The sequence below is a fragment of the Phyllobacterium sp. T2-21 genome (genome assembly GCF_055378485.1).
On sequence record NZ_AP027915.1, the window covers coordinates 74724 to 100387 of the forward strand.

The 25664-nt window shown below is 59.1% G+C and carries 24 protein-coding genes; 10 read left to right on the forward strand and 14 right to left on the reverse strand.

Annotated elements, in window-relative coordinates:
• The 6 genes from ACZ5FP_RS22490 to ACZ5FP_RS22515 form a co-directional block, all read right to left on the reverse strand.
• Window positions 1-1119, reverse strand: coding sequence for an alpha/beta fold hydrolase (locus ACZ5FP_RS22490; RefSeq protein ID WP_464664866.1), 1119 nt, complete (start codon window positions 1117-1119; stop codon window positions 1-3).
• Between the two features lie 85 nt (window positions 1120-1204).
• The gene (locus ACZ5FP_RS22495; RefSeq protein WP_464664718.1) at window positions 1205-1831 is read right to left on the reverse strand and encodes a nucleoside/nucleotide kinase family protein; all 627 of its coding nucleotides are present in this window, start codon (window positions 1829-1831) and stop codon (window positions 1205-1207) included.
• Window positions 1832-1851: 20 nt separating this feature from the next.
• Window positions 1852-2541, reverse strand: a complete 690-nt coding sequence (locus tag ACZ5FP_RS22500; RefSeq protein ID WP_464664719.1) for a D-lyxose/D-mannose family sugar isomerase — start codon at window positions 2539-2541, stop codon at window positions 1852-1854.
• 16 nt (window positions 2542-2557) lie between these two features.
• Window positions 2558-3337, reverse strand: a complete 780-nt coding sequence (locus ACZ5FP_RS22505; protein WP_223614606.1) for an ATP-binding cassette domain-containing protein — start codon at window positions 3335-3337, stop codon at window positions 2558-2560.
• A complete protein-coding gene (locus ACZ5FP_RS22510) occupies window positions 3337-4413 on the reverse strand; it encodes an ABC transporter permease (protein ID WP_464664720.1) in 1077 nt (358 codons plus the stop codon). Before ACZ5FP_RS22510 ends, ACZ5FP_RS22505 begins: the two co-directional genes overlap by 1 nt.
• 94 nt (window positions 4414-4507) lie before the next feature.
• On the reverse strand, window positions 4508-5524 hold the full coding sequence (locus ACZ5FP_RS22515) for a substrate-binding domain-containing protein (protein WP_464664867.1): 1017 nt from the start codon (window positions 5522-5524) through the stop codon (window positions 4508-4510).
• A gap of 313 nt (window positions 5525-5837) precedes the next feature.
• Between ACZ5FP_RS22515 and ACZ5FP_RS22520 the strand changes: the two genes are divergently transcribed.
• From ACZ5FP_RS22520 to ACZ5FP_RS22530, 3 genes are read left to right on the forward strand one after another with little or no spacing between them, the layout of a single operon-like run.
• On the forward strand, window positions 5838-6986 hold the full coding sequence (locus ACZ5FP_RS22520) for an ROK family transcriptional regulator (protein WP_464664721.1): 1149 nt from the start codon (window positions 5838-5840) through the stop codon (window positions 6984-6986).
• A 2-nt stretch (window positions 6987-6988) separates the two neighbouring features.
• Window positions 6989-7435 (forward strand): RbsD/FucU family protein, encoded by a 447-nt coding sequence (locus ACZ5FP_RS22525; RefSeq protein WP_464664868.1) that lies wholly within the window; start codon window positions 6989-6991, stop codon window positions 7433-7435.
• Window positions 7432-8364: a carbohydrate kinase family protein gene (locus tag ACZ5FP_RS22530; RefSeq protein WP_464664722.1), complete on the forward strand. Its 933-nt coding sequence runs from the start codon at window positions 7432-7434 to the stop codon at window positions 8362-8364. Before ACZ5FP_RS22525 ends, ACZ5FP_RS22530 begins: the two co-directional genes overlap by 4 nt.
• Before the next feature lie 73 nt (window positions 8365-8437).
• Here the strand turns inward: ACZ5FP_RS22530 and ACZ5FP_RS22535 are convergent, their stop codons facing one another.
• The 5 genes from ACZ5FP_RS22535 to ACZ5FP_RS22555 all read right to left on the reverse strand — a co-directional run bounded on the left by ACZ5FP_RS22535 (window position 8438) and on the right by ACZ5FP_RS22555 (window position 15558).
• Window positions 8438-10042, reverse strand: coding sequence for an ABC transporter ATP-binding protein (locus ACZ5FP_RS22535; RefSeq protein WP_223614610.1), 1605 nt, complete (start codon window positions 10040-10042; stop codon window positions 8438-8440).
• A gap of 1 nt (window position 10043) precedes the next feature.
• Window positions 10044-11174, reverse strand: a complete 1131-nt coding sequence (locus tag ACZ5FP_RS22540; RefSeq protein ID WP_223614611.1) for an ABC transporter permease subunit — start codon at window positions 11172-11174, stop codon at window positions 10044-10046.
• A complete protein-coding gene (oppB, locus tag ACZ5FP_RS22545; RefSeq protein ID WP_105733698.1) occupies window positions 11167-12090 on the reverse strand; it encodes an oligopeptide ABC transporter permease OppB in 924 nt (307 codons plus the stop codon). Before oppB ends, ACZ5FP_RS22540 begins: the two co-directional genes overlap by 8 nt.
• Before the next feature lie 79 nt (window positions 12091-12169).
• The gene (locus ACZ5FP_RS22550; protein WP_464664723.1) at window positions 12170-13771 is read right to left on the reverse strand and encodes a peptide ABC transporter substrate-binding protein; all 1602 of its coding nucleotides are present in this window, start codon (window positions 13769-13771) and stop codon (window positions 12170-12172) included.
• 191 nt (window positions 13772-13962) lie between these two features.
• The gene (locus ACZ5FP_RS22555) at window positions 13963-15558 is read right to left on the reverse strand and encodes a peptide ABC transporter substrate-binding protein (protein WP_403181662.1); all 1596 of its coding nucleotides are present in this window, start codon (window positions 15556-15558) and stop codon (window positions 13963-13965) included.
• Window positions 15559-16194: 636 nt separating this feature from the next.
• Between ACZ5FP_RS22555 and ACZ5FP_RS22560 the strand changes: the two genes are divergently transcribed.
• Window positions 16195-16992, forward strand: a complete 798-nt coding sequence (locus ACZ5FP_RS22560) for a DUF1295 domain-containing protein (protein ID WP_464664724.1) — start codon at window positions 16195-16197, stop codon at window positions 16990-16992.
• A 52-nt stretch (window positions 16993-17044) separates the two neighbouring features.
• Here the strand turns inward: ACZ5FP_RS22560 and ACZ5FP_RS22565 are convergent, their stop codons facing one another.
• Entirely contained in the window at window positions 17045-18670 is a 1626-nt protein-coding gene (locus ACZ5FP_RS22565) for a cisplatin damage response ATP-dependent DNA ligase (RefSeq protein ID WP_464664725.1), read from the reverse strand.
• Window positions 18670-19686 (reverse strand): ligase-associated DNA damage response exonuclease, encoded by a 1017-nt coding sequence (locus ACZ5FP_RS22570; protein ID WP_464664726.1) that lies wholly within the window; start codon window positions 19684-19686, stop codon window positions 18670-18672. Before ACZ5FP_RS22570 ends, ACZ5FP_RS22565 begins: the two co-directional genes overlap by 1 nt.
• Before the next feature lie 90 nt (window positions 19687-19776).
• Between ACZ5FP_RS22570 and ACZ5FP_RS22575 the strand changes: the two genes are divergently transcribed.
• From ACZ5FP_RS22575 to ACZ5FP_RS22590, 4 genes are all read left to right on the forward strand, one after another.
• Window positions 19777-22320, forward strand: a complete 2544-nt coding sequence (locus ACZ5FP_RS22575; protein WP_464664727.1) for a ligase-associated DNA damage response DEXH box helicase — start codon at window positions 19777-19779, stop codon at window positions 22318-22320.
• A gap of 26 nt (window positions 22321-22346) precedes the next feature.
• Window positions 22347-23033: a ligase-associated DNA damage response endonuclease PdeM gene (gene pdeM, locus ACZ5FP_RS22580; RefSeq protein WP_464664869.1), complete on the forward strand. Its 687-nt coding sequence runs from the start codon at window positions 22347-22349 to the stop codon at window positions 23031-23033.
• Window positions 23034-23104: 71 nt separating this feature from the next.
• On the forward strand, window positions 23105-23323 hold the full coding sequence (locus ACZ5FP_RS22585; protein WP_464664728.1) for a type II toxin-antitoxin system PrlF family antitoxin: 219 nt from the start codon (window positions 23105-23107) through the stop codon (window positions 23321-23323).
• Window positions 23310-23648 (forward strand): type II toxin-antitoxin system PemK/MazF family toxin, encoded by a 339-nt coding sequence (locus ACZ5FP_RS22590; protein ID WP_464664729.1) that lies wholly within the window; start codon window positions 23310-23312, stop codon window positions 23646-23648. The genes ACZ5FP_RS22585 and ACZ5FP_RS22590 overlap by 14 nt, the downstream gene beginning before the upstream one ends.
• A gap of 20 nt (window positions 23649-23668) precedes the next feature.
• Here the strand turns inward: ACZ5FP_RS22590 and ACZ5FP_RS22595 are convergent, their stop codons facing one another.
• Window positions 23669-24130: an Lrp/AsnC family transcriptional regulator gene (locus ACZ5FP_RS22595; protein ID WP_105733708.1), complete on the reverse strand. Its 462-nt coding sequence runs from the start codon at window positions 24128-24130 to the stop codon at window positions 23669-23671.
• A gap of 120 nt (window positions 24131-24250) precedes the next feature.
• On the opposite strand from ACZ5FP_RS22595, the gene hppD reads away from it, so the two are divergent.
• Window positions 24251-25363, forward strand: a complete 1113-nt coding sequence (hppD, locus tag ACZ5FP_RS22600; protein ID WP_464664730.1) for a 4-hydroxyphenylpyruvate dioxygenase — start codon at window positions 24251-24253, stop codon at window positions 25361-25363.
• A gap of 55 nt (window positions 25364-25418) precedes the next feature.
• Complete coding sequence (locus ACZ5FP_RS22605) at window positions 25419-25643, forward strand: hypothetical protein (protein WP_464664870.1); 225 nt, start codon at window positions 25419-25421, stop codon at window positions 25641-25643.
• Window positions 25644-25664: the final 21 nt, after the last annotated feature.

Sequence of the window (25664 nt, forward strand, 5' to 3'; positions counted from 1 at the left end):
TCAAATACCGACCGCACCATTTGACGGCTCCCGTGCAAACCGGTCCGTTGCGGCAATAATGGCGTCCGTCATGCCGGGACTGGTTGGGGAATGACCGGCATTGGGCACGATGACAAGCGTGCCATCCGGCCAGGCCTTCGATAACTCCCACGCGGTGACAAGCGGGGCTTCAAGGTCGAAACGGCCCTGAATCATGATACCAGGAATTCCCTTCAACAGACTGGCTTGGTTCAATAAAATGCGGTCTTCCAGCCAGGCATTGTGATAGAAATAGTGGGTTATGATGCGGGCGCGTGCCAGGATATAGCGATCATCCGACCATTTCGGTGACAGTTTTGCCGCCGGATCGACAAGGATGGATGCGGACTCCCATGCATGCCAGTCGCGTGCCGCCTGCAAACGGATGGCGGGATCCACATCGTTGAGCAGGCGATAATAGGCAGCGACAAGATCGTCATCGGTGTTTTTGGCCAAGTCTTGCTGCATTGATTGAGTGCGTGGTTCGACAAGCTCACCATGAGGGAGGTCTTGTTTCTGCAGGGCACTCAATCCCCTCATGGTGAGCTTGTCGAACCACGCACCCGAGACATGCCGGGCATTGTCGAGCTCAGCGCCGCGCCGGAAATGCGCCCATTGCTCGGGAAACAGCGGAGCGATGCCGCGATAGAGCCAATCGATCTCGGATCGCCGCGTCGTCGTCACCCCTGCCAGCACCAAAGCCAGGACACGCTCCGGATAGGCCTCGGCATAGGCAAGCCCCAATGTGCAACCCCATGACATGCCGAACAGAAGCCAATGCCCGATATCAAGATGGGTGCGCAAACATTCGATATCCCTCAACACATGTTCCGTCGTGTTCACGGACATATCAGTCTGGGGATCGCTGGCATGCGGTATGCTGCGTCCGCAGCCCCGCTGATCGAACAGGATGATGCGGTAGCGTTCTGGATCGAAGAAACGGCGCGCGTTTGCGGATGAGCCGGAACCCGGCCCGCCATGCAGGACAAGAGCCGGAATTCCCCGCGGATTGCCGCAGGCTTCCCAATGGATTTCGTTGCCATCACCGACGGCGAGCATGCCGTGGTCATAAGGTTCAATCTCTGGATAGAGGCTGTTCATCATCGTGCCTGCATGTGGCGAATCGTCTCTCGCCGGGGAACGACAGCTCATTGCCTTTCCCTGTTACAGTCAAATGACAATGGCTCTAGTTGACGACCGTGTAATCAGCGGGGCGCGAGGCGGAGAGCACAAGGTCGGCATTGGGAATGTCGTTCGACAGGGCACGCTGCTGTGCCGAGCCGACATTGTAGCCATAGCCCAGCCACCGCTGCACGAGGCGATTTTCCATTTCGACACGATCCACCTGCAGGAATACGGTGAGGTCGAACAGCGGGCCGAGCCGGTCCCAGGGCGACTGGTTCAGAAGAAGATAGTTCCCCTCGACCAGAAGAATGCGCTGATCGCCGCTGACCACGGCGGCGCCCGCCCGGGCGAGATCGAGCTTGCGGTCAAAAAGCGGAATGACGACATTGTCTTCCCCTGCCCTGAGCCGTTTCAACAGCACTTCCAGTCCGGCACAATCGAAGGTTGGCGGCGATCCCTTGCGCTTGCGCTGGTCGCGTGCATCGAGGATGGCATTGTCGAGATGGAAACCGTCCATGGGAACCACGACGGCCGCATTGGCTTCGCGCGCGTTGATTGCCGCGGAGATAGCGGCGGAAACGGTGGATTTGCCGGCCCCGGGAGGGCCGGCAATGGCAACGATCAAACGTTTGGTTTCGGTGGCGCGGGCCAGAATGGCCGTCACCAGCTCATCGATCGCTATAATCATTGTGCTGTCCGCAGGATGGCTCAGGCAAGCCATTTGTCATAATCGGAAACCAGAAGATGCACCGGTGGCTCGTCCTCTTCAATCGAGGAGAAGCGGCCGATCGGCTCGCGGAAGATATTGTCGGTCAGGTCGTCATTGACCGTGGAAACCTCGCCGATCAGGACGTCGCCGCCCTCACCCCAGAATGCGTGCCAGTTTCCCGGCAGCAGCGTGACGCTTTCGCCCGGCTGCAGCTTCAGCAGGCCGCCGGCCTTCAGCGTGACGATACGGCCGTCCGTTGCCACTTCCACATCCGTCTTCTCGTCGACGCTGCCATCGGCATTCGAGTTGAACAGTTCGAGCACGAGCGTGCCGCCGCCGCGGTTGATGATGTCCTCGGCCTTGACGATATGGCGGTGCATCGGCGAGAGCTGCTTTTCGCGGGAGATCATGATCTTTTCCGCATAGAGCATGCCGCCGCCCTTTTTCAGGTCTGCCTGATTGCCGTTGCGGGTGGTGAAGAGGAACAGGCCGAGTTCATCGAACTTGCCCTGTCCATAGTCGGTGATATCCCAGCCGAGCCTGGCATCGAGAATGGCCCTGGAATCGCTTGAGGTGCGGGCCTTCAGTTCTTCCGGCGACCAGTAGGCGAAAGGCGGCATGACATAGCCGAAGGAGCGGATGAACTTGTCGCTTTCACGGATGATCGCGTTGACTTCTGAGCGTTTCATTTTTCAATTCTGTCCTTCATGCAGCAAGACTGGCGGGTGGTTCCTTGGCGCCGGTCATGAATGCCACGGCGTCCGACATGCTGTATTCCTTCGGGTCGATGACACAAAGGCGTTTGCCAAGCCGGTGAATGTGGATGCGGTCCGCCACTTCGAAAACATGTGGCATATTGTGCGAGATCAGCACAATCGGCAATCCGCGCTTTTTCACATCCTGGATGAGCTCGAGAACGCGGCGTGACTCCTTGACGCCAAGCGCCGCCGTCGGTTCGTCCATGATGACGACCTTGGAGCCGAAGGCTGCCGCACGCGCCACGGCGACACCCTGCCGCTGGCCGCCGGAGAGCGTTTCCACCGCCTGGCTGATGTTCTGAATGGTCATCAGGCCAAGCTCGGTCAGCTTGTCACGGGCCTGCTTCTCCATGGTCTTGCGGTCCAGCATGCGCAGCCAGCTGCCCAGAATACCCGGCTTGCGGATTTCGCGGCCGAGAAACATGTTGTCGGCGATGGAAAGTGCCGGCGACAGGGCAAGGTTCTGATAGACGGTTTCGATCCCGGCATCGCGCGCTTCCATGGGAGAGCGGAAATGGATCGGCTTGCCATCGAGCGTGATCTCGCCCTCGTCGGGATGAACCGCACCGGAAATCGCCTTGATCAGCGAGGATTTTCCCGCGCCGTTGTCGCCGATGACGGCGAGGACTTCTCCGGCATAAAGATCGAAATCCGCATGATCGAGCGCGGTGACACGGCCGTAACGCTTGACCAGGCCACGGGCGGTGAGAATGGGTTGCGGTGTCATCAGCCTGCTACCTTTCTGATCCACTGATCGATTGCCACGGCCGTGATGATCAGGACGCCGATCATCAGATAGGTCCATTGGACATCCGTGCCGTACATGCGCATGCCGAAGGAGAAGACACCGACGATCAGCGCGCCGAACAGCATGCCGAGGATGGAGCCGCGTCCGCCGAAGAGCGACATGCCGCCGATAACCACCGCGGTGATGGATTCGATATTGGCGAACTGGCCGACCTGCGGTGACACCGAACCGTTGCGGCCGATCTGGGCCCAACCGGCGAGCGCGCAGATGAAACCGGCCAGCACGTAGACGGAAATCAGCACGCGCTTGGTCCTGACACCCGCCAGTTCCGCCGCTTCCGGATCGTCGCCGATCGCATAGAGATGGCGGCCCCAGGCGGTGTGGTTCAGCACGTACCAGAGAACGGCGATCAGAAGGATCATGGCGAATACGCCATAGGTGAAGGTGGCGCTGCCGATCTGGATTTTTTCGCCGAAGAACTGCAGCGTGCGCGCCTTCGCTTCGATGTCCTGCGCCCGGATCGTTTCATTGGCCGAGTAGATATAGGTCGTGGCCAGAAAGATCTGCCAGGTGCCGAGCGTGACGATGAAGGGAGGCAATTTCACGTAGGCGATGAGAATGCCGTTGATGAGACCGCACAATCCGCCGAGGGCCACGCCGCACAGGATGGAAAGTTCGACGGGCAATCCGTAACGGAAGGTGAACTGGCCCATGACAACCGATGTGAGAACCATGATCGCGCCGACGGAAAGGTCGATACCGGCGGTCAGGATCACCAAGGTCTGGGCTGCGCCGACAATGCCGACGATCGCGACCTGTTGCAGGATCAGCGACAGGGCAAAGGGTGTGAAAAAGCGCGAACCGACAATAATGGCGAAAACCGCCAGAACGAGAACGATCAGCGGTACCGCTGCCGGGCTCGAATGAAGAAAATGGCGCGTCCGCTCGACCAGGCTTTTCTGCTCGCTGTCGAAACTGGCGATGGCTGTGGCGCTCTGTGTCAGAACGCGCTCGAATTCCTGCTTGGGTTGTGATCCCGGATTGGCTTCGTTCATGGGTTGGCTCCCCCAAAATTTGCGCAGCTTGGAGAGGACGGTTTTACACCGTCCTCTCGCTGTTTGCTGGCTTTTCTGTCAAATCAGGGCGTGATCAGCCCCAGCACTTGGCAAGGCCGCTTTTCACGTCGATGGACTCGACGCCCTTGACCGGCTTGTCCGTCACAAGGGAAACGCCCGTATCAAAGAAGCTCTTGCCTGCCGTTGGCTTCGGCTTTTCGCCGGTATCGGCGAACTTCTTGATTGCCTCGATGCCGAGCGAAGCCATCATCAGCGGATATTGCTGCGAAGTTGCGCCGATGATGCCGGCTTCGACATTCTTCACGCCCGGGCAGCCGCCGTCGATGGACACGAGAAGGACGCCTTTGTCCTTGCCGAATGCCTTCAGTGCTTCGTGAGCACCCGCAGCTGCCGGTTCGTTGATCGTATAAACGACGTTGACGCCCGGGTCTTTCTGCAGAAGGTTTTCCATGGCCTTGCGGCCGCCTTCTTCATTGCCGTTGGTAACGTCATGGCCGACAATGCGCGGGTCTTTTTCGTCGCCGATCTTGTTGATGTCGCCCACGTCAATGCCAAAGCCCTTCATGAAACCCTGGTCGCGCTGGACATCGACGGATGGCTGCGAAGGCGTCAGGTCAAGGAAGGCAATTTTTGCATCCTTGGCCTTGTCACCCAAGGTTCCGGCAGCCCACTTGCCGACGAGTTCGCCTGCCAGAAGGTTGTCCGTGGCAAATGTCGCATCTGCTGCGTCGATTGGATCAAGCGTTGTGTCGAGTGCGATGACGAGAACGCCGGCATCGCGGGCCTGCTTGACCGACGAAACAATGCCGGCCGTGTCGGATGCGGTGATCAGGATGCCCTTGGCACCATCGGCGATGCAGGTTTCAATCGCTGCCACCTGGCTTTCGCTGTCGCCGTCGATCTTGCCGGCATAGGTCTTCAGGTCGACGCCGAGTTCCTTTGCCTTGGCAACGGCGCCCTCCTTCATCTTGACGAAGAACGGATTGGTGTCCGTCTTGGTGATCAGGCAGGCACCGACGCCTGCGGCCTGTGCTGGAGCGGCAAAGGCGGCGATGGCCACAACGGCGGCACCAAGAATGGTTGATTTCAGATAAATGCTTTTGCGCATGTCACTACCTCCCAGAGTTTGATCGTAATGCGACGCGCTGCCGGTGGGCAGCTCTACTTTCGCATGAACACCTCGGACAGTTATCCTCCCGGCCAAGTGCTGCCCTAGAAAATACCAGCCTCGCCAAGCTGTCAACATTAATAAATCACTCTTATTTATTATTGACAGGTTTGCCCGATGGCTCCATTGTCGCGCCGATATCAGGGAGGACGTCCTTTTGGGCATCAGACTATCGGAGCGCCACGGTCCGGGAGGAACACGGCCGCCGCTTCATCAGGGAACAAACCAGAGCGGCATGCGCGACCACAATGAGCGGGTCGTGCTTTCGCTGTTGCGCCAGCATGGCAGCCTTGCCAAAACAGCCATTGCGCGGATGACAGGACTTTCGGCGCAGACAATCTCGATCATCATGCGCATGCTGGAAGCCGACGAGCTGCTTTCGCGCGAAGAGCCGCTGCGCGGCCGCATCGGCCAGCCGCTCATTCCCATGTCGCTCAATCCGGAGGGTGCCTTCTTCCTCGGCCTCAAGATCGGGCGGCGCAGCGCGGATCTGGTGCTGATCGATTTTGTCGGGCGTATCCGGTCCATGCTGCATATGCCCTATGCCTATCCGACGCCGGATTCGGTCCTGGCTTTCACCAGGGATGGCATCGCGACGATGCTGGATGGCCTTGACGCGAAGCAGCGTTCGAAGGTTGCCGGTCTTGGCATCGCCGCGCCGTTCGAACTGTGGAAATGGGCCGATACAGTCGGGGCGCCGCAGGAAATCCTCGATCAATGGCGCCAGTCCGATATCAAGGCATCGATTGCCGCCATCTGCGATTTCCCGGTCTATCTGCAGAATGACATCACGGCGGCCTGCGGTGCGGAGCTTGTCTTTGGCGAGACAAAAGACCTCAATGATTTCGTCTATTTCTATATCGGCTCGTTCATCGGCGGCGGTATCGTCATCAATGGCAGCCTTTATGCGGGGCGCAGCGGCAATGCCGGCGCGCTCGGTTCCATGCCGGTGCCCGGTCCCGATGGGACCACGCAACAGCTGATCGACATTGCATCGATCACCGCGCTGGAGCGCATCGTCACCGGCCTTGGCCGTGACCCCTCCCCGCTGTGGACCTCGCCCGATGACTGGGGCCCGATGGGCGAGGAATTGGACGGTTGGATTGACCGTTCGGGCAAGGCCATTGCGCAGGCGGTGATTGCCGCCGCGTCGGTTGTCGATTTCGAAGCGGCTGTTATCGATGGCTGGATGCCCGCGCACGTGCGTGCCCGGATCGTCGATGCCGTACGCGCCCATGTCGGAACATTCGATCTGGAGGGGATCGAGCTGCCCGTCATTGTCGAAGGCTCGGTCGGCATTCATGCCAGGGCCCTCGGGGCCGCCAGTCTTGCTCTGTCGGACCGGTTCCTCATCGGACAGAAAATATTCAGAAAGGTCGATTGAACGTGCTGATTGGTATTCCGCCCATCCTGGGCCCGGAGCTTCTCGCGACCTTGCGTGCCATGGGCCATGGCGACGAAATCGCGCTGGTCGACGGCAATTATCCGGCGCTGGAACATGCCCGGCGGCTGATCCGGGCCGATGGCCTGACGCTGATTCCCATCCTCGATGCGATCCTGCAGGTCATGCCGGTGGATGATTTCGTGCCGCACGCGCTGTTCCGCGCAACGGTGAAGGGAGATCCCGATCTTCTTGATCCGGTGCACGAGGAAATGCGCGAAGTTTGCGCGCGCCGCGCCCCCGGATTTTCGCTCTTGCCGCTGGTCGGCGATGCGTTCTACACACGGGTGAAGGATGCCCATACCATCATCGCGACAAGCGAACCAAGGCTTTACGGCAATATCATCGTCCGCAAGGGCGTCATCTATCCATCGAAAGAAACTGACAAATGATCCTATGTTGTGGTGAAGCGCTGATCGACATGTTGCCGCGCACGAGCGAGGCGGGTGAACCGGCTTTTGCGCCCTATGTCGGCGGCGCGGTTTTCAATACAGCCATTGCCTTGGGCCGCCTCGGCGTGCCGACCGAATTCTATTCCGGCGTCTCCTCGGATTTCTTCGGTCAGATGCTGCGCGAAAGCCTTGCGGCCAATCATGTCGGCACGCGCTACGCGCATATTTCGCCGCAGCCCACGACGCTTGCCTTCGTGCGCCTGACCGACGGCCAGGCCAGCTACACCTTCTACGACGAGAACAGTGCCGGGCGTTCACTCGCCCTCGGCGATCTGCCGGCGCTGGAGGATAATGTCACGACGCTGCAGTTCGGCGCGATCAGCCTCATTCCGGAACCCTGCGGCTCGACCTATGAAGCGCTGATGGCGCGCGAGCATGAAAAGCGCGTCATCGTTCTCGACCCCAACATCCGGCCGGGTTTCATCCCGGACAAGGAAAAGCATCTGGCGCGCATGCGCCGCATGATCGCCATGAGCGATATCGTCAAGATTTCCGATGAGGATATGCGCTGGTTCGGTGAAAGCGGCACGATGGAAGAGATTGCACGGCGTTGGATTGTCCCGGCGTCGCAGCATGGTCCGAAGCTCATCCTCGTCACCCATGGTGCGGATGGCGTGACCGGCTATACATCCGAGCTGGCCGTGCACGTGGCGGCGCAGAGGGTTGCGGTTGTCGATACGGTGGGGGCTGGCGATACGTTCACGGCGGGCGTCCTGACCTCGCTGCAGGAAGCCGGCCTTCTGGCCAAAGCTGCGCTGACCTCGCTTGAGGAAGCGCAAATCCGCGCGGCCTTGCTGCTCGGTGTCAAGGCGTCTGCGGTCACCGTATCGCGCGCCGGAGCAAATCCGCCTTGGCGGTCTGAGCTTTAACTGTTTCGCGCTCTGCAAAACGCCGTTCTGTGACAATCCACAGAACGGCGTTTTGCGTTAAACAAGCTCGTCTTCAATCCAAATCGAAAGCAGCGCCGATCAGCGTCTTGGTATAATCGTGCTGCGGCGCATCGAAAATATCGTCGGTCTGGCCTTCCTCGACGATCTTGCCGCTCTTCATCACGATCACATAGTCTGACATCGCCTTGATCACTGCGAGATCGTGACTGATGAAGATATAGGACAGATCGTGCTTGGCCTGCAGGTCGCGCAGCAGTTCGATCACCTGCCCCTGCACCGACCGGTCGAGCGCCGAGGTCGGTTCATCGAGAATGACGACCTTCGGCTTGAGGATCATGGCGCGCGCGATGGCGATGCGTTGCCGCTGTCCCCCGGAAAACTCGTGCGGATAGCGATTGCGCGCACCCGGATCGAGCCCCACTTCCTTGAGTGCCGCAATGGCCCGCTTGTCGCGGTCGGCGCGCGACAGTTGCGGCTCGTGGATGAGCAGGCCTTCGGTGATGATTTCACCCACTGTCTGGCGCGGCGAAAGCGAGCCGTAGGGATCCTGGAACACCAGCTGCAATTCCCGGCGCAGCGGCCGCATGGCAGCGCGATCAAAGCCGGAAATGTTCTTGTTTTCAAAATGATACTGGCCATTGCTCGGCAGAAGACGCAGGAGTGCCCGGCCGAGCGTTGACTTTCCGGAGCCGGATTCACCGACAATGCCGATGGTTTGCCGCTGCTTGAGCCGGACCGTTACGCCGTCCACGGCGCGGAAGCGCGTATGTGCGCTGGTAAAGAAACCGCCGCCAATGGCGAAGTCGACCGTGACATTGCGCCCTTCCAGCATGATCGGCGCCTTGTCTTCCGGCGCCGACTTGCTGCCGCTGGGCTCTGCGGCCAGCAGCATCTTGGTATAGTCTTCCTGCGGGCGTTCAAAGATGTCCTTGATCGTTCCTTTTTCGACGACCTCGCCGCGCCGCATGACAACCACGCGCTCGGCAAAATGTTTGACCACCCCAAGATCATGGGTGATCAGCACGATGGCCATGCCGAACCGCTTCTGCAAATCGCGCAGGAGATCAAGAATCTGGGCCTGGATCGTCACGTCGAGCGCGGTGGTCGGCTCATCGGCAATCAGAAGATCCGGTTCGTTGGCAAGCGCCATGGCAATCATGACGCGCTGACGCTGACCGCCGGACATTTCGTGCGGGTAGCTGTTGATGCGCCGTTCCGGTTCGGGAATGCCGACAAGCTTCAACAGTTCAAGCACGCGCACCTTCGCCTGCTTGAAGCTGACACCCTTGTGGTGGACGATGGGCTCGGCAATCTGTCGCCCGATCGTGTAAAGCGGGTCGAGCGAGGTCATGGGCTCCTGGAAAATCATGGTGATTTTCGAGCCGCGCACCTCGTTGAGTGCCTTGGTCGACAGGCCGACAAGTTCCTTGCCGCGATATTTTGCCGAGCCGGCCACGCGGCCGTTCTGCGCCAGGAGACCCATGATGCCCATCATGGTCTGGCTCTTACCGGAGCCGGATTCACCAACGACGGCCAGTGTTTCGCCGGGAAGAACATCGAGATCGATGCCCTTGACGGCATTGACGTCGCCGTCCGGCGTGGTGAAGTCGACTTTCAGTCCGCGCACGGACAATACTGCATCTTTGTTGTCCGTCATTTCAGCGGTCCTTCGGGTCGAGTGCATCACGCAGGCCGTCACCGATGAAGTTCAGCGAGAACAGGGTGACGACAAAGAAAATGGCAGGGAAAATCAGCAGCCACGGTGCAGATTGCATCTTGTTTGCACCTTCGGAGATCAGCGCGCCCCAACTCGTCAGCGGCGCCTGAACACCGAGACCGAGGAAGGACAGGAAGCTCTCCAGAAGGATGACTTTCGGAACCACGACCGTGACGAAGACGATGACGGGACCAATCGTATTGGGAATGATGTGCCGGCGGATGATCTGCCAGTCGGTCAATCCCAGGGCCTGTGCCGCGCCGATGAATTCGCGGCGTTTCAGGGCAAGGGTCTGACCGCGCACAATGCGTGCCATATCAAGCCATTCCACGGCACCGATCACCAGAAAGATCAGGATAAAACTGCGCCCGAAGAAGACGACGAGCACCACCACGAGAAACACGAACGGCAGGGAATAGAGAATCTCGATCAGGCGCATCATCACATTGTCGACGCGCCCGCCGATATAACCGGAGATGGCGCCGTAGGTTACGCCGACAGCCAGTGAAACAAGACTGGCAAGGAACCCGACGGCCAGCGAAATCTGCCCGCCGAGCATGATGCGGGCCAGCATGTCGCGGCCGTTGGCGTCGGTGCCGAAGAAGAAGTATTCGCGATTGACATTGCCCGACAGCTTCAGCGTTTTGCCATCGTCTTCCGTGGCCGCCACCTTCGTGCCCTGAAACTCGTTCGCCCGGTCGAAATAACGGGTCGCCCGCGGATCGATTGGCTGGTCCGAATGAATGGTTGCGGTGAAGGTGTTGCCGTCGACGGCAAATTCCTTCAACTGCACCCGGGCACGGCTTGCCACGCCTGCCATCACGTCGCCGAGGGTATCGGCCTTCGGCAAGGCTTCAAGGCTCGGCGGGATGGTGACGTAGGACGGGAATACCTGATCGTAGGTATGACTGAGGAAGTAGGGCCCGAAGAAGGAAAACAGGGTGATGAAGAACAGCACCACGCAGCCGGCCATCGCCGCACGGTTGCGGCGGAAGCGGAGCGTTGCCAGCTGAAATAGGCTGCGCCCCTGGGTTTCCTTCTCGGGGATGTTTGTTGTCGATATATCAGTCATGGCGAACCCTCGGATCAAGAAGGCCGTACAGAATATCGACCACAAGATTGAAAACGATGACGAAAATCGCCACGAGAACGACCGTTCCCATCACGAGTGTGTAATCGCGATTGATGGCACCCAGCACGAAGTAGCGGCCGACGCCGGGAATGGTGAAGATGGTTTCGACCACGGCGGAACCGGTCAACAGCGCGGCGGCGCAGGGCGCGAGATAGGAGACAACCGGCAGGAGTGCCCCGCGCATGGCATGGGTGATGACGACGGTCCTTGGCGGCAATCCGTAGGCGCGTGCCGTGCGGATGTGATCGGTATGCAGGCCTTCGATCATCGAGCCGCGCGTGAGACGGGCAAAGACGGCCAGCTGCGGCAGCGCCAGCGCAATCATCGGCAATATCAGGAAGCGCCACGATCCGTCACCCCAGCCACCCGCGGGCAGAAGGGACAACAGCACCGCGAAAATCAGCGTGAGCACCGGGCCCACGACGAAATTGGGTACCGTCACGCCGATTGTCGCGACGGACATGATGAGGAAATCGAGGAAACTGTTCTGGCGCAAAGCCGCGATCGTTCCGACAATGACCCCGCCGAAGAGTGCAAGGAGCAAGGCATAGAATCCAAGTTCTACCGAGTAAGGCAGGCCCTTGCCGATCAGCTCGGCAATCGTGTTGTCCTTGTAGATGTAGCTTGGGCCGAAATCGCCGGTCACTGCGTTCTTGAGATACTGCAGGTACTGGTTCCAGAGCGGCTGATCGAGATGGTAGGCCTTCATCAGGTTTTCCATCGTCGCCGGCGGCAGCGGCCTTTCAAGGTTGAAGGGACCGCCCGGTGCAAACCGCATCAGGAAGAACGAAATGGTGACGACAATGAACAATGTCGGCACTGCACTCGCCAGTCGGCGAAGGACGAAATGAAACATGGAGATATACTCTCTCTTCTGTGCAGCTTTCGCAGCAGCTGCACCCACTCACTCAATTAGACCGTTGCGTTCAAACCGGTCATTGTTCCGCAAGGCTCAGATATTTGCTCAGATGGTCGTTGGTGCCGTTGTCCTTCCAGCCCTTGACGCGGTTGGACACGAGCCAGAGCTGCCCGAAATTCATCATCGGCGCGACGGGCTGTTCCTGCAGGACCAGTGTTTCGGCTTCATGCAGAATCTTGGCGCGGGCCGCGGGGTCTTTTTCGTCGTAGGACTTCTTGACCAGGGCATCGAAGTCCGGATTGTTCCAGCGACCATAATTGAAGGTGGTGTTGGTGCTCAGATTGATCACCATGAAGTTCTCGGCATCGGCATAATCCGCGGTCCAGCCGGCCCGCGCCACGTTGAACTTGCCGCCCTCCTTCAGATAGGCGTAATGGGCGCTGATATCGTTCTGCAGCAGCGTCACATTGGCGCCGAAGGCCTTTTTCCACATATCGGCAACGGCGATGGCGACCCGTTCGTGATTGGGATTGGTGTTGTAACGGATCTCGATGGTGAGCGGCTTACCGCCCGCGCCATAGCCCGCCTCCTTCATCAGCGCGACCGCCTTGTCGTCGCGGTCGAGCTGCGACATGTCGGCAAAATCGGGCTTGGCCGGTTCGCCGTAATTGGCAATGCCAAGCGGCACGAGCGAATAGGCTGGCAGCTGCGCGCCCTTGTAGATTTCATTCGACAGGAAGTCGCGGTCGATCGCCATGGACAGCGCCCGGCGCACGCGCACGTCGCTGAACGGTTCGGCACGGGTGTCGAAGGAATAGAAATAGGTCGACAGCGCCGGGGTGATGCGCACCTGATCGCCCATGGATGCACGCAGGCGCTCGATCTGGTCGGCCGAGAAATTGTAGACGAGGTCCATTTCCCTGGCCTCGAAGCGGCGCACGGCGGCCGCCTGATCCTCGGTCGGGTAGAAGATGACCTTGTCGAGTTTCACATCCCCGGCACCCCAGTAATCAGGGTTCTTGGCGGCGGTCAGATGATCGTTCTGCACGTGTTCGACAAGCTCGAAGGCGCCATTGGAGACGAGTTTGCCCGGCTTGATGAAGTCGGCGCCGTTCTTTTCAAGGCTTGCCCTGTTGACTGGCAGGGCGGTCTGGTGCGCCAGCAGTTCGACGAAGAACGGCGTGGCGCGCTCCAGGGTGATTTCGAGCGTCTTGGCATCAATCGCCTTCATGCCGATCTGGTCGACAGATAGCTCGCCCTTGTTGATCTTCTCGGCATTCTTGATGGGGTAGAGCATGTTGGCATAGCCAGCGGCTGTCTTCGGCTCTTCGACACGCTTGAAGGAGAAAATGAAATCGTCCGCGGTGACGGGCGAGCCGTCCGACCAGTTGGCATTGGCGCGGATCTTGAAGGTATAGACCGTGCCGTCGTCGGAGACAGTCCAGCTCTCGGCCGCGCCCGGCACGATCTTGCCGGCGGGATCATAGCTGGTCAGACCTTCATAGAGGTCTTTCAGGATGAATGCCTCGATTTCAAGCGAGGTCTGGGACGGATCCAGCGTTTGCGGCTCGCCGGAATTGCCGCGGTGCAGAACCGCTTCGGCAAGCGCCGGAGCTGCCGCCAGTAAAAGCGAACCGGCAAGCAGGGCGGCGGTCATATTCAACTTCGCAAGCGTCATCTGGCTGTTCCCTCGCCGTTTACTGGTCGGTGTTTGGCATGAAATGGCAATATCCATCCGTTCACGGTCCTGTCGAAAGGGCCGTGCCGGGTCATGTCTGTTTGTCGATTTGCGGTCGGTAGCTGGCACATAGCGAGCCGGGCAAAAGCGTGACGCGCAACCCGCGGGTGCGGGTTGCGCGTCAGATTTTGCTATTCAACGCTGAGATATTTGCTCAGGTGCTCGTTGTTGGCGTTGTCACCCCAGCCCTTGACCTTGTCGGCCACGAGCCAGAGGTTCGCATCATTCATCAGCGGCGCGATCGGCTGGTCGCGCATGATCAATGCTTCTGCCTGGTGCAGGATCTTGGCGCGTTCCGCAGGATTGCGCTCTTCGTAGGACTTCTTCATCAGGGCATCAAATTCCGGATTGGAATAATGCCCGTAATTGAAGGTCTTGTTGGTGCTGACATTGAGGTTCAGGAAGTTTTCCGGATCGGCATAGTCTGCCGTCCAGCCGGCGCGGGCAACGTTGAATTTGCCGCCTTCCTGCAGGTAGGCGTAATGCGATGAAATATCGAGGTTCATCAGCGTGACCTTGGCGCCGAAGGCCTTTTTCCACATGTCGGCAACAGCCGTCGCCACACGCTCGTGGTTCGGGTTGGTGTTGTAGCGGATTTCGATGTTCAAAGGCTTGCCGCCTTCGCCATAACCCGCTTCCTTCATCAGCTTGAGCGCTTCATCTTCACGGTCAAGCTGCGACTTGTCGGCAAAATCGGCCTTGGACGGTTCGCCGTAGTTTTGCATGCCCGGAGGAACCAGGGAGTAAACCGGCAGCTTGGTACCGTTGTAGATGTCCTTGGCAAGGAAATCGCGATCGACGGCCATCGAAAGGGCACGGCGCACACGCACGTCGTTGAAGGGTTCGGTGCGCGTATCGAAGGGGTAGTAGTAGGTTGCCATGGCCGGGGTCACGTGGACCTGCTTGGCATTGGCGGCGCGCATGCGCTCGATCTGGTCGGAGGAGAAGTTGTAGACGAGGTCCAGTTCACCGGCTTCGTATCGTCGTACGGCTGCGGCCTGGTCTTCCAGGGGGTAGAAGATGACCTTGTCGAGCTTGACGTTCGCCGCGTCCCAGTAATGTTCGTTCTTGGCAACGGTCAGATGGTCGTTCGGCACGTGTTCAAGCAGCTTGAATGCGCCATTGCCCACCAGTTTGCCCGGTTTGACGAAATCGGCGCCATTCTTTTCGAAGCTGGCCTTGTTGATCGGCAGCGCGGTCTGGTGCGACAGCAGCTCGATGAAGAAAGGGGTCGGACGTTCGAGCGTGATTTCCAGCGTCTTGGCATCGATGGCCTTTACGCCGAGTTCTTCCACCTTGGCCTTGCTCTTGTTGACGGCTTCGGCATTCTTGATGGGATAAAGGATATTGGCGTAGCCGGCGGCTGTCTTCGGGTCTTCGACGCGGCGCATCGAGAAGACAAAATCTTCCGCCGTTACCGGCGTGCCATCCGACCAGTTCGCATTGTCGCGCAGCTTGAACGTGTAGACGGTGCCGTCATCGGAAACCTTCCAGCTTTCCGCGGTGCCCGGAACAATCTTGCCCATGGCGTCATAGATCGTCAGGCCCTCGTACAGATCCTTGACGATGAATGCTTCGATATCGATCGAGGTCTGTGACTGATCAAGGGTCTGCGGTTCGCCGCTGTTGCCGCGATGCAGCACGGCTTCTGCCAGTGCCGGGCTTGCGCCGATCATCAGCGATCCAAGCAGCAGCGCCGCGCGGAGGTTGAGTTTCATAAATGACATTTTTTGGTCCTTCCCCTTTGAAGAATTATGAAGGCATGAACAAAAGCCAAAATTTTGCCAAACGCAAGCCGTCGATTCTGCGAATTATGCGAAATATGCGAGTCGACGAAACGGCCTAAATCGAGTTAAACTCAGGATAGAGCAGCATTTTCAGGCTGTTTGGCCTGCAAGCAAATTTTACGAAAACGTCAAAAAAATTGTGCACGATGTGGACCATCGGGCCCATTCTCGTCACTTTTTGCTCCAAAATCGCCGCTCTGGCGCGTTTCACGGTGTCTGTTTTGATATTTTTCCCCGAAATGGAAATTTGGTTAGCAAAGCCTTTCCGGCACCGTGCGGGTGCCCGCGCAGACGATGAGCGCTCGCAGCCCCGTGGCCGGCCAAGGGCCGAGGACCATTGTCGCCCTTTGTTGTTGCCACACCGCGCAATACCCCCAATTTTATCCTTGGACAGCCGGACAAGAATAGGTCTTAAGCGGGTTATGATTTGCTGATCGAAAAAATCCTGTATGCTGCAGCGCCCCGCCCTTTGAACATCAGCCTAGGGTCAGAACTCATTGATCTGGCCTCACACCATTTCGACCAGATCAATGAGTTCTGACCCTGACATCCCCGGTGAACAACAGGTAAACGTGCATGACAGCTCTCGTCATTCTTACTATCGCAGCTGTCGCGCTCTGCGGCGTGATGGCCTGTGCCTTTCTTGTGCAGCGCCAGACCGGGAACAGCGGCTGGGCGGATGCCTTCTGGTCGTTCGGTGTCGGGGCAATCGGCATTCTTTCCATCCTGTTTTCCAGCGATATGGTCTCGCCGGCCCGAAAATGGCTGGTGATTGTCCTGCTTGCGCTATGGTCGCTGCGGCTGGGCGGCCATATTCTGCTGCGCACACTCAACAGCGAGGATGATCCGCGCTACGCGCGGTTGCGCAGGCAATGGGGTGCCTCTGCCAATTCGCAGATGTTCTTCTTTCTGCAAACGCAGGCCTTTGCCGGCATTCTCCTCGTCGTCAGCGTTTACATTGCCGCCGCCCGGCCGGATGTCGAGCTGGAATTTCCCGATTATCTCGGGCTCGTGGTGGCGCTTGCTGCGCTTGCCGGCGAAGCGATTGCGGACTGGCAGCTCAAGCGGTTTTCGCGAAACCCGGCCAATCGCGGCAAGATCTGCGATACGGGTTTCTGGCGCTGGTCACGCCATCCGAATTACTTCTTCGAATGGCTGGGCTGGGTAGCCTATGTGCTGATCGCTGCGGATTTCGACGGCGACTATGTACATGGCTGGCTCACGCTTGCCGCGCCGGTTCTGATGTATGTGCTGCTGCGCCATGTCTCCGGCGTCCCGCCGCTGGAGGAGCACATGCTCGCCTCGCGCGGCCAGGCTTTCCGGGATTATCAACGGCGCACGAGCATCTTCTTTCCCAAGCCACCTCAAGAATAAGGTGAAAAAACAGGTATTAACCTATTGAAATATGGATAATATCCTTCGTTTTTCAATTGGTGGCATCGGAATCGCGTAAAAGGGCTTCCAGGGTTTCCAGCCTGTCCGCCTCGATCGGCGGTTTGTCCCAGCGCAGGCGGGCGATGCGGGGAAAGCGCATGGCGACGCCGGATTTGTGCCGTTTCGACCGGTTTAATCCTTCGAAGGCCACTTCAAGCACAAGGCCATGACCCGGCTCCGCCCGCACGGAACGCACCGGCCCGAAGCGTTCGGTGGTGTTGTTGCGCACATAGGCATCGAGCTGTTTCAACTCTTCGTCGGTAAAGCCGAAATAGGCCTTGCCCACCGGCACCAGATGCGGGTCGTCTTCCGGGCCGGTCCACACGGCAAATGTATAATCCGAATAGAAGCTCGACCGTTTGCCGTGTCCGCGCTGGGCATAGACAAGCACGGCATCGATGGTGAAGGGATCGCGTTTCCACTTGAACCACGGCCCCTTCGGGCGTCCGGGCACGTAGGTAGAGTCCCACTGTTTCAACATCAGCCCTTCGATGACGGGATGCGGCGGATTCCGGCGCATTGCGACAAGGTCTTCGAAGGTGGAATACGGCACGAGAGGCGACAGATCGAAACGCGTGGAATCAAGATCGGAGACAAAGCGCTCAAGTCTTTGCCTCCGTTCAGCAAAAGGCAAAGTCCGGATGTCTTCGTCGCCGTCAATCAGCAGATCGTACAGCCGCACGAACGCCGGATGACTTTCCATCTGTTTGGCCGAGACAGCTTTCCGGTTGAGCCGCTGCTGCAGATCGCCGAAGGCACCGATTTCGACGCTTTCGGCCGTGCTGCGGGCAACGAGCAGTTCACCGTCCAGCGTTCCCGCGAAATGCATGGCATCGGCAATATCGGGAAAAGCGTGGGAGATGTCGTCACCCGTCCGCGAATAGATGCGCCGCTGGCCGGCTTCAGCCGTCAACTGCACGCGGATACCGTCCCACTTCCACTCCGCCGCATAATCTTCCACGACGATCCTGGCGTAATCCGGCTCTTCGAGCGGTGTTGAAAGCATGACAGGCCGAAACGGCGCGGCGGCAAGGCTCGCAGGCTTTTCCGTCTTGCCTTCCAGCCAGGCGAACAGGGATTGATAGGGCGGCTTCAGCCCGTGCCAGAGTTCTTCGATCTCGCCGACATCCACTGCACCGAAATCCGCAAGTGCCTGCTTGGCCAGTCTTGCCGAAACGCCGATGCGCAGGCCGCCGGTCACCAGCTTCAGCAAGGCGTAGCGGGCGGAGGCGTCCAGCTGGTCGAGCCATTTCTCCACGAGCCTGATGGCGTCGCTGCGCGAGGCGCGCGCGAGCGAGGCAACGACGTCGCCAAGGGTGGGAATGGCGTTGACACGCGATGGCTCCTTGGCTGACCAGACCAGGGAAATCGTTTCGGCGAGGTCGCCGACATAGTCGTAGGAATAGGCAAAAAGCTGCTCGTCCATACGCTCGGCGACGAGCGCGCGCAGCATGGCGGGTTTGACATTCGCGATGTCGAGGTCCCGCGTGATGGCGGCAAGGGCAAGGCCGCGGTCGGGGTCCGGTGTCTGCCGGAAATAATCGACGAGCAGCCTGATCTTGCCGTTGCGCTGCGGCGTAAGCACCAACCTGTCGAGAAGGGCTGCAAATTCCCGCATCAGTCCCCCTCGTCTTCATAGCCGACGAGATGCAGCGGCCGTGCGGCAAACCCGTTGAGATCACACCATCGGACAAGCGCCTCCTCGCGGCCGTGGGTCACCCAGATCTGCGATGGGGCCAGTTCCCTGATCGTCCTGGTTAGCTCATCCCAATCGCAGTGATCGGACAGGATGATCGGCAGTTCCACGCCCTGCTGACGCGCGCGCTGGCGGATACGCATCCAGCCCGAGGCAAAGCACGAAACGGGATCGGGAAAGCGCCGGGCCCAGCGGTCCTGAAAGGAGGAAGGCGGTCCGACAACGACACTGCCGGCAAAATCCTGTGGCGCACCTGTTTCCAACGTCGCCGGGGACAGGGGGCCAAGATCGATGCCCTGCGACTGGTAATAGTCGCAGAGTTTTGTCAGGGCACCATGGATGTAGATCGTCCTGTCATAGCCCGCATCGCGCAGCATGCGGATGACCCGCTGCGCCTTGCCCAGCGCATAGGCGCCGACAAGATGCGAGCGTTCCGGAAACTGTTCGATGGATTTTATCAGCTTGGCGATTTCGTCCCTGGCATCGGGATGCCGGAACACCGGCAGGGCGAAGGTCGCCTCGGTTATGAACACGTCGCAGGGAACGGGTTCAAACCCGATGCAGGTGGGATCCGCCGCCCGCTTGTAGTCACCCGAACAGACGATGCGCATGCCATCCTTCTCGACGGCAATCTGTGCCGATCCCAGAACGTGACCCGCCGGGTGAAAGCTGACCTTGACGCCATTGATGTCGCTGACAGTTCCAAGCTCCGCCGCCTGGGTCGTTCCGGCAAAATTGTCGCCATAGCGTATCCCCATGATGTCGAGTGTCTGCTGTGTTGCCATGACATGCTGGTGGCCGGGTCTGGCGTGGTCGGCATGGCCATGGGTGATCAGGGCGCGCTCCACCGGACTGACGGGATCGATATGGAAATCCCCCGCCGGGGAATAGAGACCCGCTGGCGTTGATCGCAAAAGTGCCTCCGGACGGGTCAGCATTGTTCTTCCACCTTTCTGCACCAACGAAGATAGGCAGCATTCGGCTCCACGCAAATGCCGAAAACCGCGAAAGAAAACTTGGCGCTTTCCTTGCACACCATTACATTCGCTCTTGTGAGCACCAAGACAAAGCCCCTTTTTATCGAAGGCAGTTCTCTCCTGCCAAAACCTTTCCTGGACTGGTTTCAGGCCAAGGGATGGTCGCCGCGCGCGCATCAGCTGGAATTGCTGGAGGAAGCACAGGCCGGCCGTTCGACCCTGTTGATCGCGCCGACAGGTGCGGGCAAGACGCTGGCGGGTTTTCTGCCGGCGCTGGTCGATCTGGCGACACGCGGCAAAAGCAACAATGCCAGCCGTGGCATTCACACGCTCTACATCTCGCCGCTCAAGGCGCTGGCCGTCGATATCGAGCGCAACCTTGCCCGTCCCATCGAGGAGATCGGGCTTGATATCACCATTGAAACCCGCACCGGCGATACACCCGCCTACAAGCGGCAGCGGCAGAAGCTTGTTCCGCCGGATATCCTCCTGACCACACCGGAGCAATTGGCTCTTTTGATCGCCAACAGGGATGCCGGGCGGTTTTTCGCGGATTTGCGCTATGTCATCTTTGACGAGCTGCATTCGCTGGTGACGTCCAAACGCGGACACCTCCTGTCGCTGGGGCTGGCGCGGCTGCGCAAGTTGCAGCCCGGCATACAGACTATCGGGCTTTCCGCAACCGTTGCTGATCCGGATGCCCTGCGGCGCTGGTTGCTGCCGCAATTGGAAGGCAGGCCCATGGCCAGTCTTGTCAAGGTCGAAGGCGGTGCCAAACCCCATATCACCATTCTCGAAACATCCGACCGCATTCCCTGGGCCGGCCACTCCGCCGTTTATGCCCTGCCGGGCATTTACGAGGCGATCAAACGGCACCGGACCACGCTCATTTTCGTCAACACCCGCAGCCAGGCGGAGCGTCTGTTCCACGATCTGTGGATGGCCAATGATGACAATCTGCCGATTGCCCTGCATCACGGCTCGCTCGATGTCAGCAAGCGGCGCAAGGTCGAACAGGCCATGGCCAGCAATGCCCTGCGCGCGGTCGTTGCCACCTCGACGCTTGATCTGGGCATCGATTGGGGCGACGTCGATCTTGTCATCCATGTGGGCGCGCCGAAGGGGGCGAGCCGCCTGGCGCAGCGCATCGGCCGTTCCAACCACCGCATGGACGAGCCTTCGCGTGCCATCCTGGTTCCGGCTAACCGGTTCGAGGTGATGGAATGCCAGGCGGCGCTCGATGCCAACTATCTCGGTGCCCAGGATACGCCGCCGCTCGGCGAGGGTTCGCTGGATGTGCTGGCCCAGCATGTTCTCGGCATGGCCTGCGCTGAACCGTTTCATGCGGATGCACTTTTCGAGGAGATAACCACGGCGCTGCCCTATGCGGGCTTGCCGCGTGAAACGTTTCACCGGATCGTCGACTTCGTCGCCACCGGCGGTTATGCCCTGAAAAGCTATGAACGCTTTGCCAAAATCCGCCAGACCGCCGATGGGACGTGGCGCGTGACCCATCCGCGCATCGCCCAGCAATACCGGCTGAATGTCGGCACCATCATCGAAGCGCCCAGCCTCAATGTGCGGCTCACCCGCCAGCGCGGCAAGGGTGGCAATGCGCGTGGCGGCCCGGTGCTCGGCAAGGTGGAAGAGTCGTTTCTCGAAGCCCTGTCGCCGGGCGATACGTTCTTCTTCTCCGGGCGCGTGCTGCGTTTTGAAGGCATTCGCGAGAACGAATGCCTTGTTTCCAATGCTGAAGGGTTCGACGCCAAAATCCCCGCCTATGCCGGTGGAAAATTCCCGCTGACCACCTATCTCGCCGATCAGGTGCGCGCCATGCTGGCCGATCAGGATCGCTGGGGTGCCCTGCCCGATCAGGTCAGCGACTGGCTACGAATCCAGAAGGAGAAATCGGTGCTGCCTGATCCCGGCAGCCTGCTGGTCGAAACCTTCCCGCGCGGTGAACGCTATTACATGGTGATCTATCCCTTTGAAGGGCGGCTGGCACATCAGACCCTTGGCATGCTGCTGACGCGGCGGCTGGAGCGGGCCAAGGCACGGCCCCTCGGCTTTGTCGCCACGGATTACGCGCTGTCGATCTGGGGCCTGCGCGACGTGGGCCGTATGTTTGGGAAGGGTGAACTGCCGCTTTCCGAATTTTTCGACGAAGACATGCTGGGCGACGATCTCGAGGCATGGCTGTCGGAAAGCTGGATGCTGAAGCGCACGTTCCGCAATTGCGCGCTGATCTCCGGCCTTGTCGAGAAGCGGCATCCGGGGCAGGAAAAAACCGGGCGACAGGTGACCGTCTCCACCGATCTCATCTATGACGTCCTGCGCACGCATGAACCCGACCACATTCTCATCCAGGCCACGCGGGCCGATGCCGCCACCGGGCTTCTCGACATTCGCCGCCTTGCCGATATGCTGGCACGAATCAAGGGTCACATCATCCACAAGGAGCTCGACCGGATATCGCCGCTCGCCGTTCCCGTGATGATGGAGATCGGCAAGGAACGTGTTCCGGGCGAAGCCCACGAAACGCTGCTCGAAGAGATTGCCGACGAACTGACCCGCGAGATGATGGAACGGACATGAATCTGGCGGTTCACACGACACGGACAATGCTGCACGGCGCGGTCGAGACCGATATTGCTGGCCATGCAGCCATATGTGACCCGTCCGGTGCGCTTTATCTGGAGGCCGATCGCATCCTGATCGTCTCGGACCTGCATTTCGAAAAGGGCTCGTCCTTCGCCCGGCGCGGCATGATGCTGCCGCCCTATGATACCGCCTCCACATTGAAGGCACTGGCGGCGAGCATTGCCCGCTATCAGCCGGCCTGTGTCATCAGCCTCGGCGACAGTTTTCACGATGGTGATGCCGCTGCGCGCCTGCCCGCCATCTACGCCGAGCAGCTGGCGACATTGATGCATGGACGCGACTGGATTTGGATCACGGGCAATCACGATCCGGAGCATCCGGCTGATCTTTCCGGCGAGACCTATACGGAACTGGCTTTCGGGGCGCTGGTGTTCCGCCACGAACCTGCAAAAACCGCATCGCGGGGTGAAATCGCCGGGCATCTGCATCCGGCGGCAAAGGTGGTAAGGCGCGGCCAGGCGGTGCAGCGACGCTGTTTCGTCACCGACCATACCCGCATGATCATGCCCGCCTTCGGCGCCTATACCGGCGGGCTCAACATTCTCGGCCGGGCCTTCCATGGCCTGTTCGACAGCAATAGCCTCAAGGCCTATATGCTCGGCCATGCCAGGGTTTACCCCATGCTGCGCAAGACGCTGTATCCATGAGATATCCGCACGGCTATTCTTGCAGTTGGTAAGGAAATTCCTTACATATGGGCCATGCGAAGGAGTAACCCATGATCACCAGCAAAATGACGAGTAAAGCTCAGACGACCATACCGCAAGCTGTGCGCGTGGCGCTGAAACTGAATCCAGGCGATGAAATTGCCTATCGGATTGAAGAGGGGCGGGTCATCCTCATACGAGTGGAAGCCGGTGCTCAAGGCGATGATCCCTTTGCAACATTCGTGGAGTGGGACAGCCCTGCCGACAGAAAAGCCTATGCAGACCTTTAAATCCGGCGATATCGTCCGCGTACCGTTTCCATACACGGACCGCAACACGCGCCAGCACCGGCCTGCGCTCGTCATCTCGGATGGCGCCGTGGGTGAAGATGCCAACCTTCTTTGGGTGCTGATGATTACCAGTGCTGAAAATAAATCCTGGGTGGGAGATGTTTCCATTCCCCGTCATGCGGAAACTGGTCTTCCGGTCGCCTCCGTCATCCGGCCGCTCAAGATTGCGACCATTGAAGCGGCTCATGCGGACAAGCTGGGACAGGTTGCAACGGAAACACTGGATGACGTCAGGCGTGTGGTTGCCTCAGTCCTCAGCAAATAGCAATTCTGTCAGTTCTCCATTCAAATCGGCAGCCTGCCATCTTCCTTCAATGTGTCCAGCACGATGGCGGTCTTGACGTTCTGTACGGACTCGTGCGGCAACAGCACGTCGTTGACGAAGGCCGAGAGCGCCCGCAAATCCGGTGTGACCACCTTGATGAAATAATCCATCTCCCCCGTCAGCGCATGGGCCTCCATGACTTCCGGCAGCTTTGAAATGAGGTCGGAAAAGCGGCGGGCGTTGTCCCTGTTATGGGTCGCAAGTGTGACCGAGATGATGTTGACGATGCCAAGCCCCAGTTTTTCGCGATCGATTTCCGCCCTGTAGCCGCGAATGAATCCCTCCTCCTCCAGCCGGGAGCGGCGGCGCGAGCATTGCGAGGCGGACAGATTGATCCGCTCGGAAAGCTCGTTGTTCGTGAGTCGTCCATCCTCCTGCAAGGAAGACAGTATTTTGCGGTCAAACGCGTCAAGTTGCTCCACTCATGCTCTCCTTGATGGTTATATGCACGAAATGTGCGCATTATGCCTCCGCGGAGCGCTGAAATGCAAACACTTTGCATGCCATTTGCGCGATAATGCGGATAATCAGAGGAGGATGCCATGGGCCCATTTCCGCACGACGCACCGGTCGCCACGATCAGCAAGGAAAATCCTGCCGGGACGGATGGTTTCGAGTTTGTCGAGTTCTCGCATCCGGAGCCGGAAAAGCTGGAAGAGCTCTTCACCCGCATGGGCTACAAGCCCGTTGCCCGGCATCGCACCAAGAACATAACGTTGTGGCGTCAGGGCGACATCAACTACATCCTCAATGCTGAACCCAATTCCCATGCGACGAAATTCGTCGGTGAGCATGGCCCGTGTGCGCCATCCATGGCCTGGCGCGTGGTCGATGCCAAGCATGCCTTCGATCATGCGGTTGCCAAGGGTGCGACACCCTATACCGGCGATGACAAGACCATCAATGTTCCCGCCATTGTCGGTATCGGCGGATCGATGCTCTATTTTATCGAAAAGTATGGCGAGAAAGGCTCGGTCTATGAGGACGAGTTCGAGTGGCTGGGCGAACGCGACCCGAAACCGGAAGGTGTCGGTTTCTATTATCTCGATCACCTGACCCATAATGTCTATCGCGGCAACATGGACAAGTGGTGGGCGTTCTACCGGGAACTGTTCGGCTTCAAGCAGATTCACTTCTTCGACATCGCCGGCAAGCTGACGGGCCTCGTTTCCCGCGCCATCACCTCCCCCTGCGGCAAGATCCGCATTCCGTTGAATGAATCGACGGATGACAAGAGCCAGATCGAGGAATATCTGCGCAAGTACAAGGGCGAAGGCATCCAGCACATCGCCGTCGGGACGGAAGCCATCTACGACGCGACGGACAAGCTCGCGGACAATGGACTCAAATTCATGCCCGGCCCGCCCGAGACCTATTACGACATGTCGCATGAGCGTGTGCATTGCCACGATGAACCGATCGAGCGGATGAAGAAGCACGGCATTCTCATCGACGGCGAAGGCGTGATCGACGGCGGCATGACAAAAATCCTGCTGCAGATCTTCTCCAAGACCGTCATCGGCCCAATCTTCTTCGAGTTCATCCAGCGCAAGGGCGATGAAGGCTTTGGCGAGGGCAATTTCCGCGCTCTGTTCGAGTCGATCGAAGAAGACCAGATCCGCCGTGGCGTGATCAAGGTCGCTGCTGCGGAATAACGCACAACGGAGCGGGCTATAAATCGGGTTCGTTGTGCACTATATTGAGTGCATGATGACTGCAGCTTTTGTAGCCCCTATTGTTCCCGCTGATTTCCCCGAGCTGAAATTGCTCGCGTGGAACAGGGACGCTGCACGTCCAATCCCCGCCGAAGAAGTGTTTGAACTTTATGAGCGCAACTGGCGCTTTGTCGATGCCGAGCACCTGACCACCCGTGAAGCCAAACTCATTCGGGAGCTGACGCGGGTTTTCGGTAATGGTGTATTGCTGATTTCCTGACTTTTCCATCCATAGCGGTTC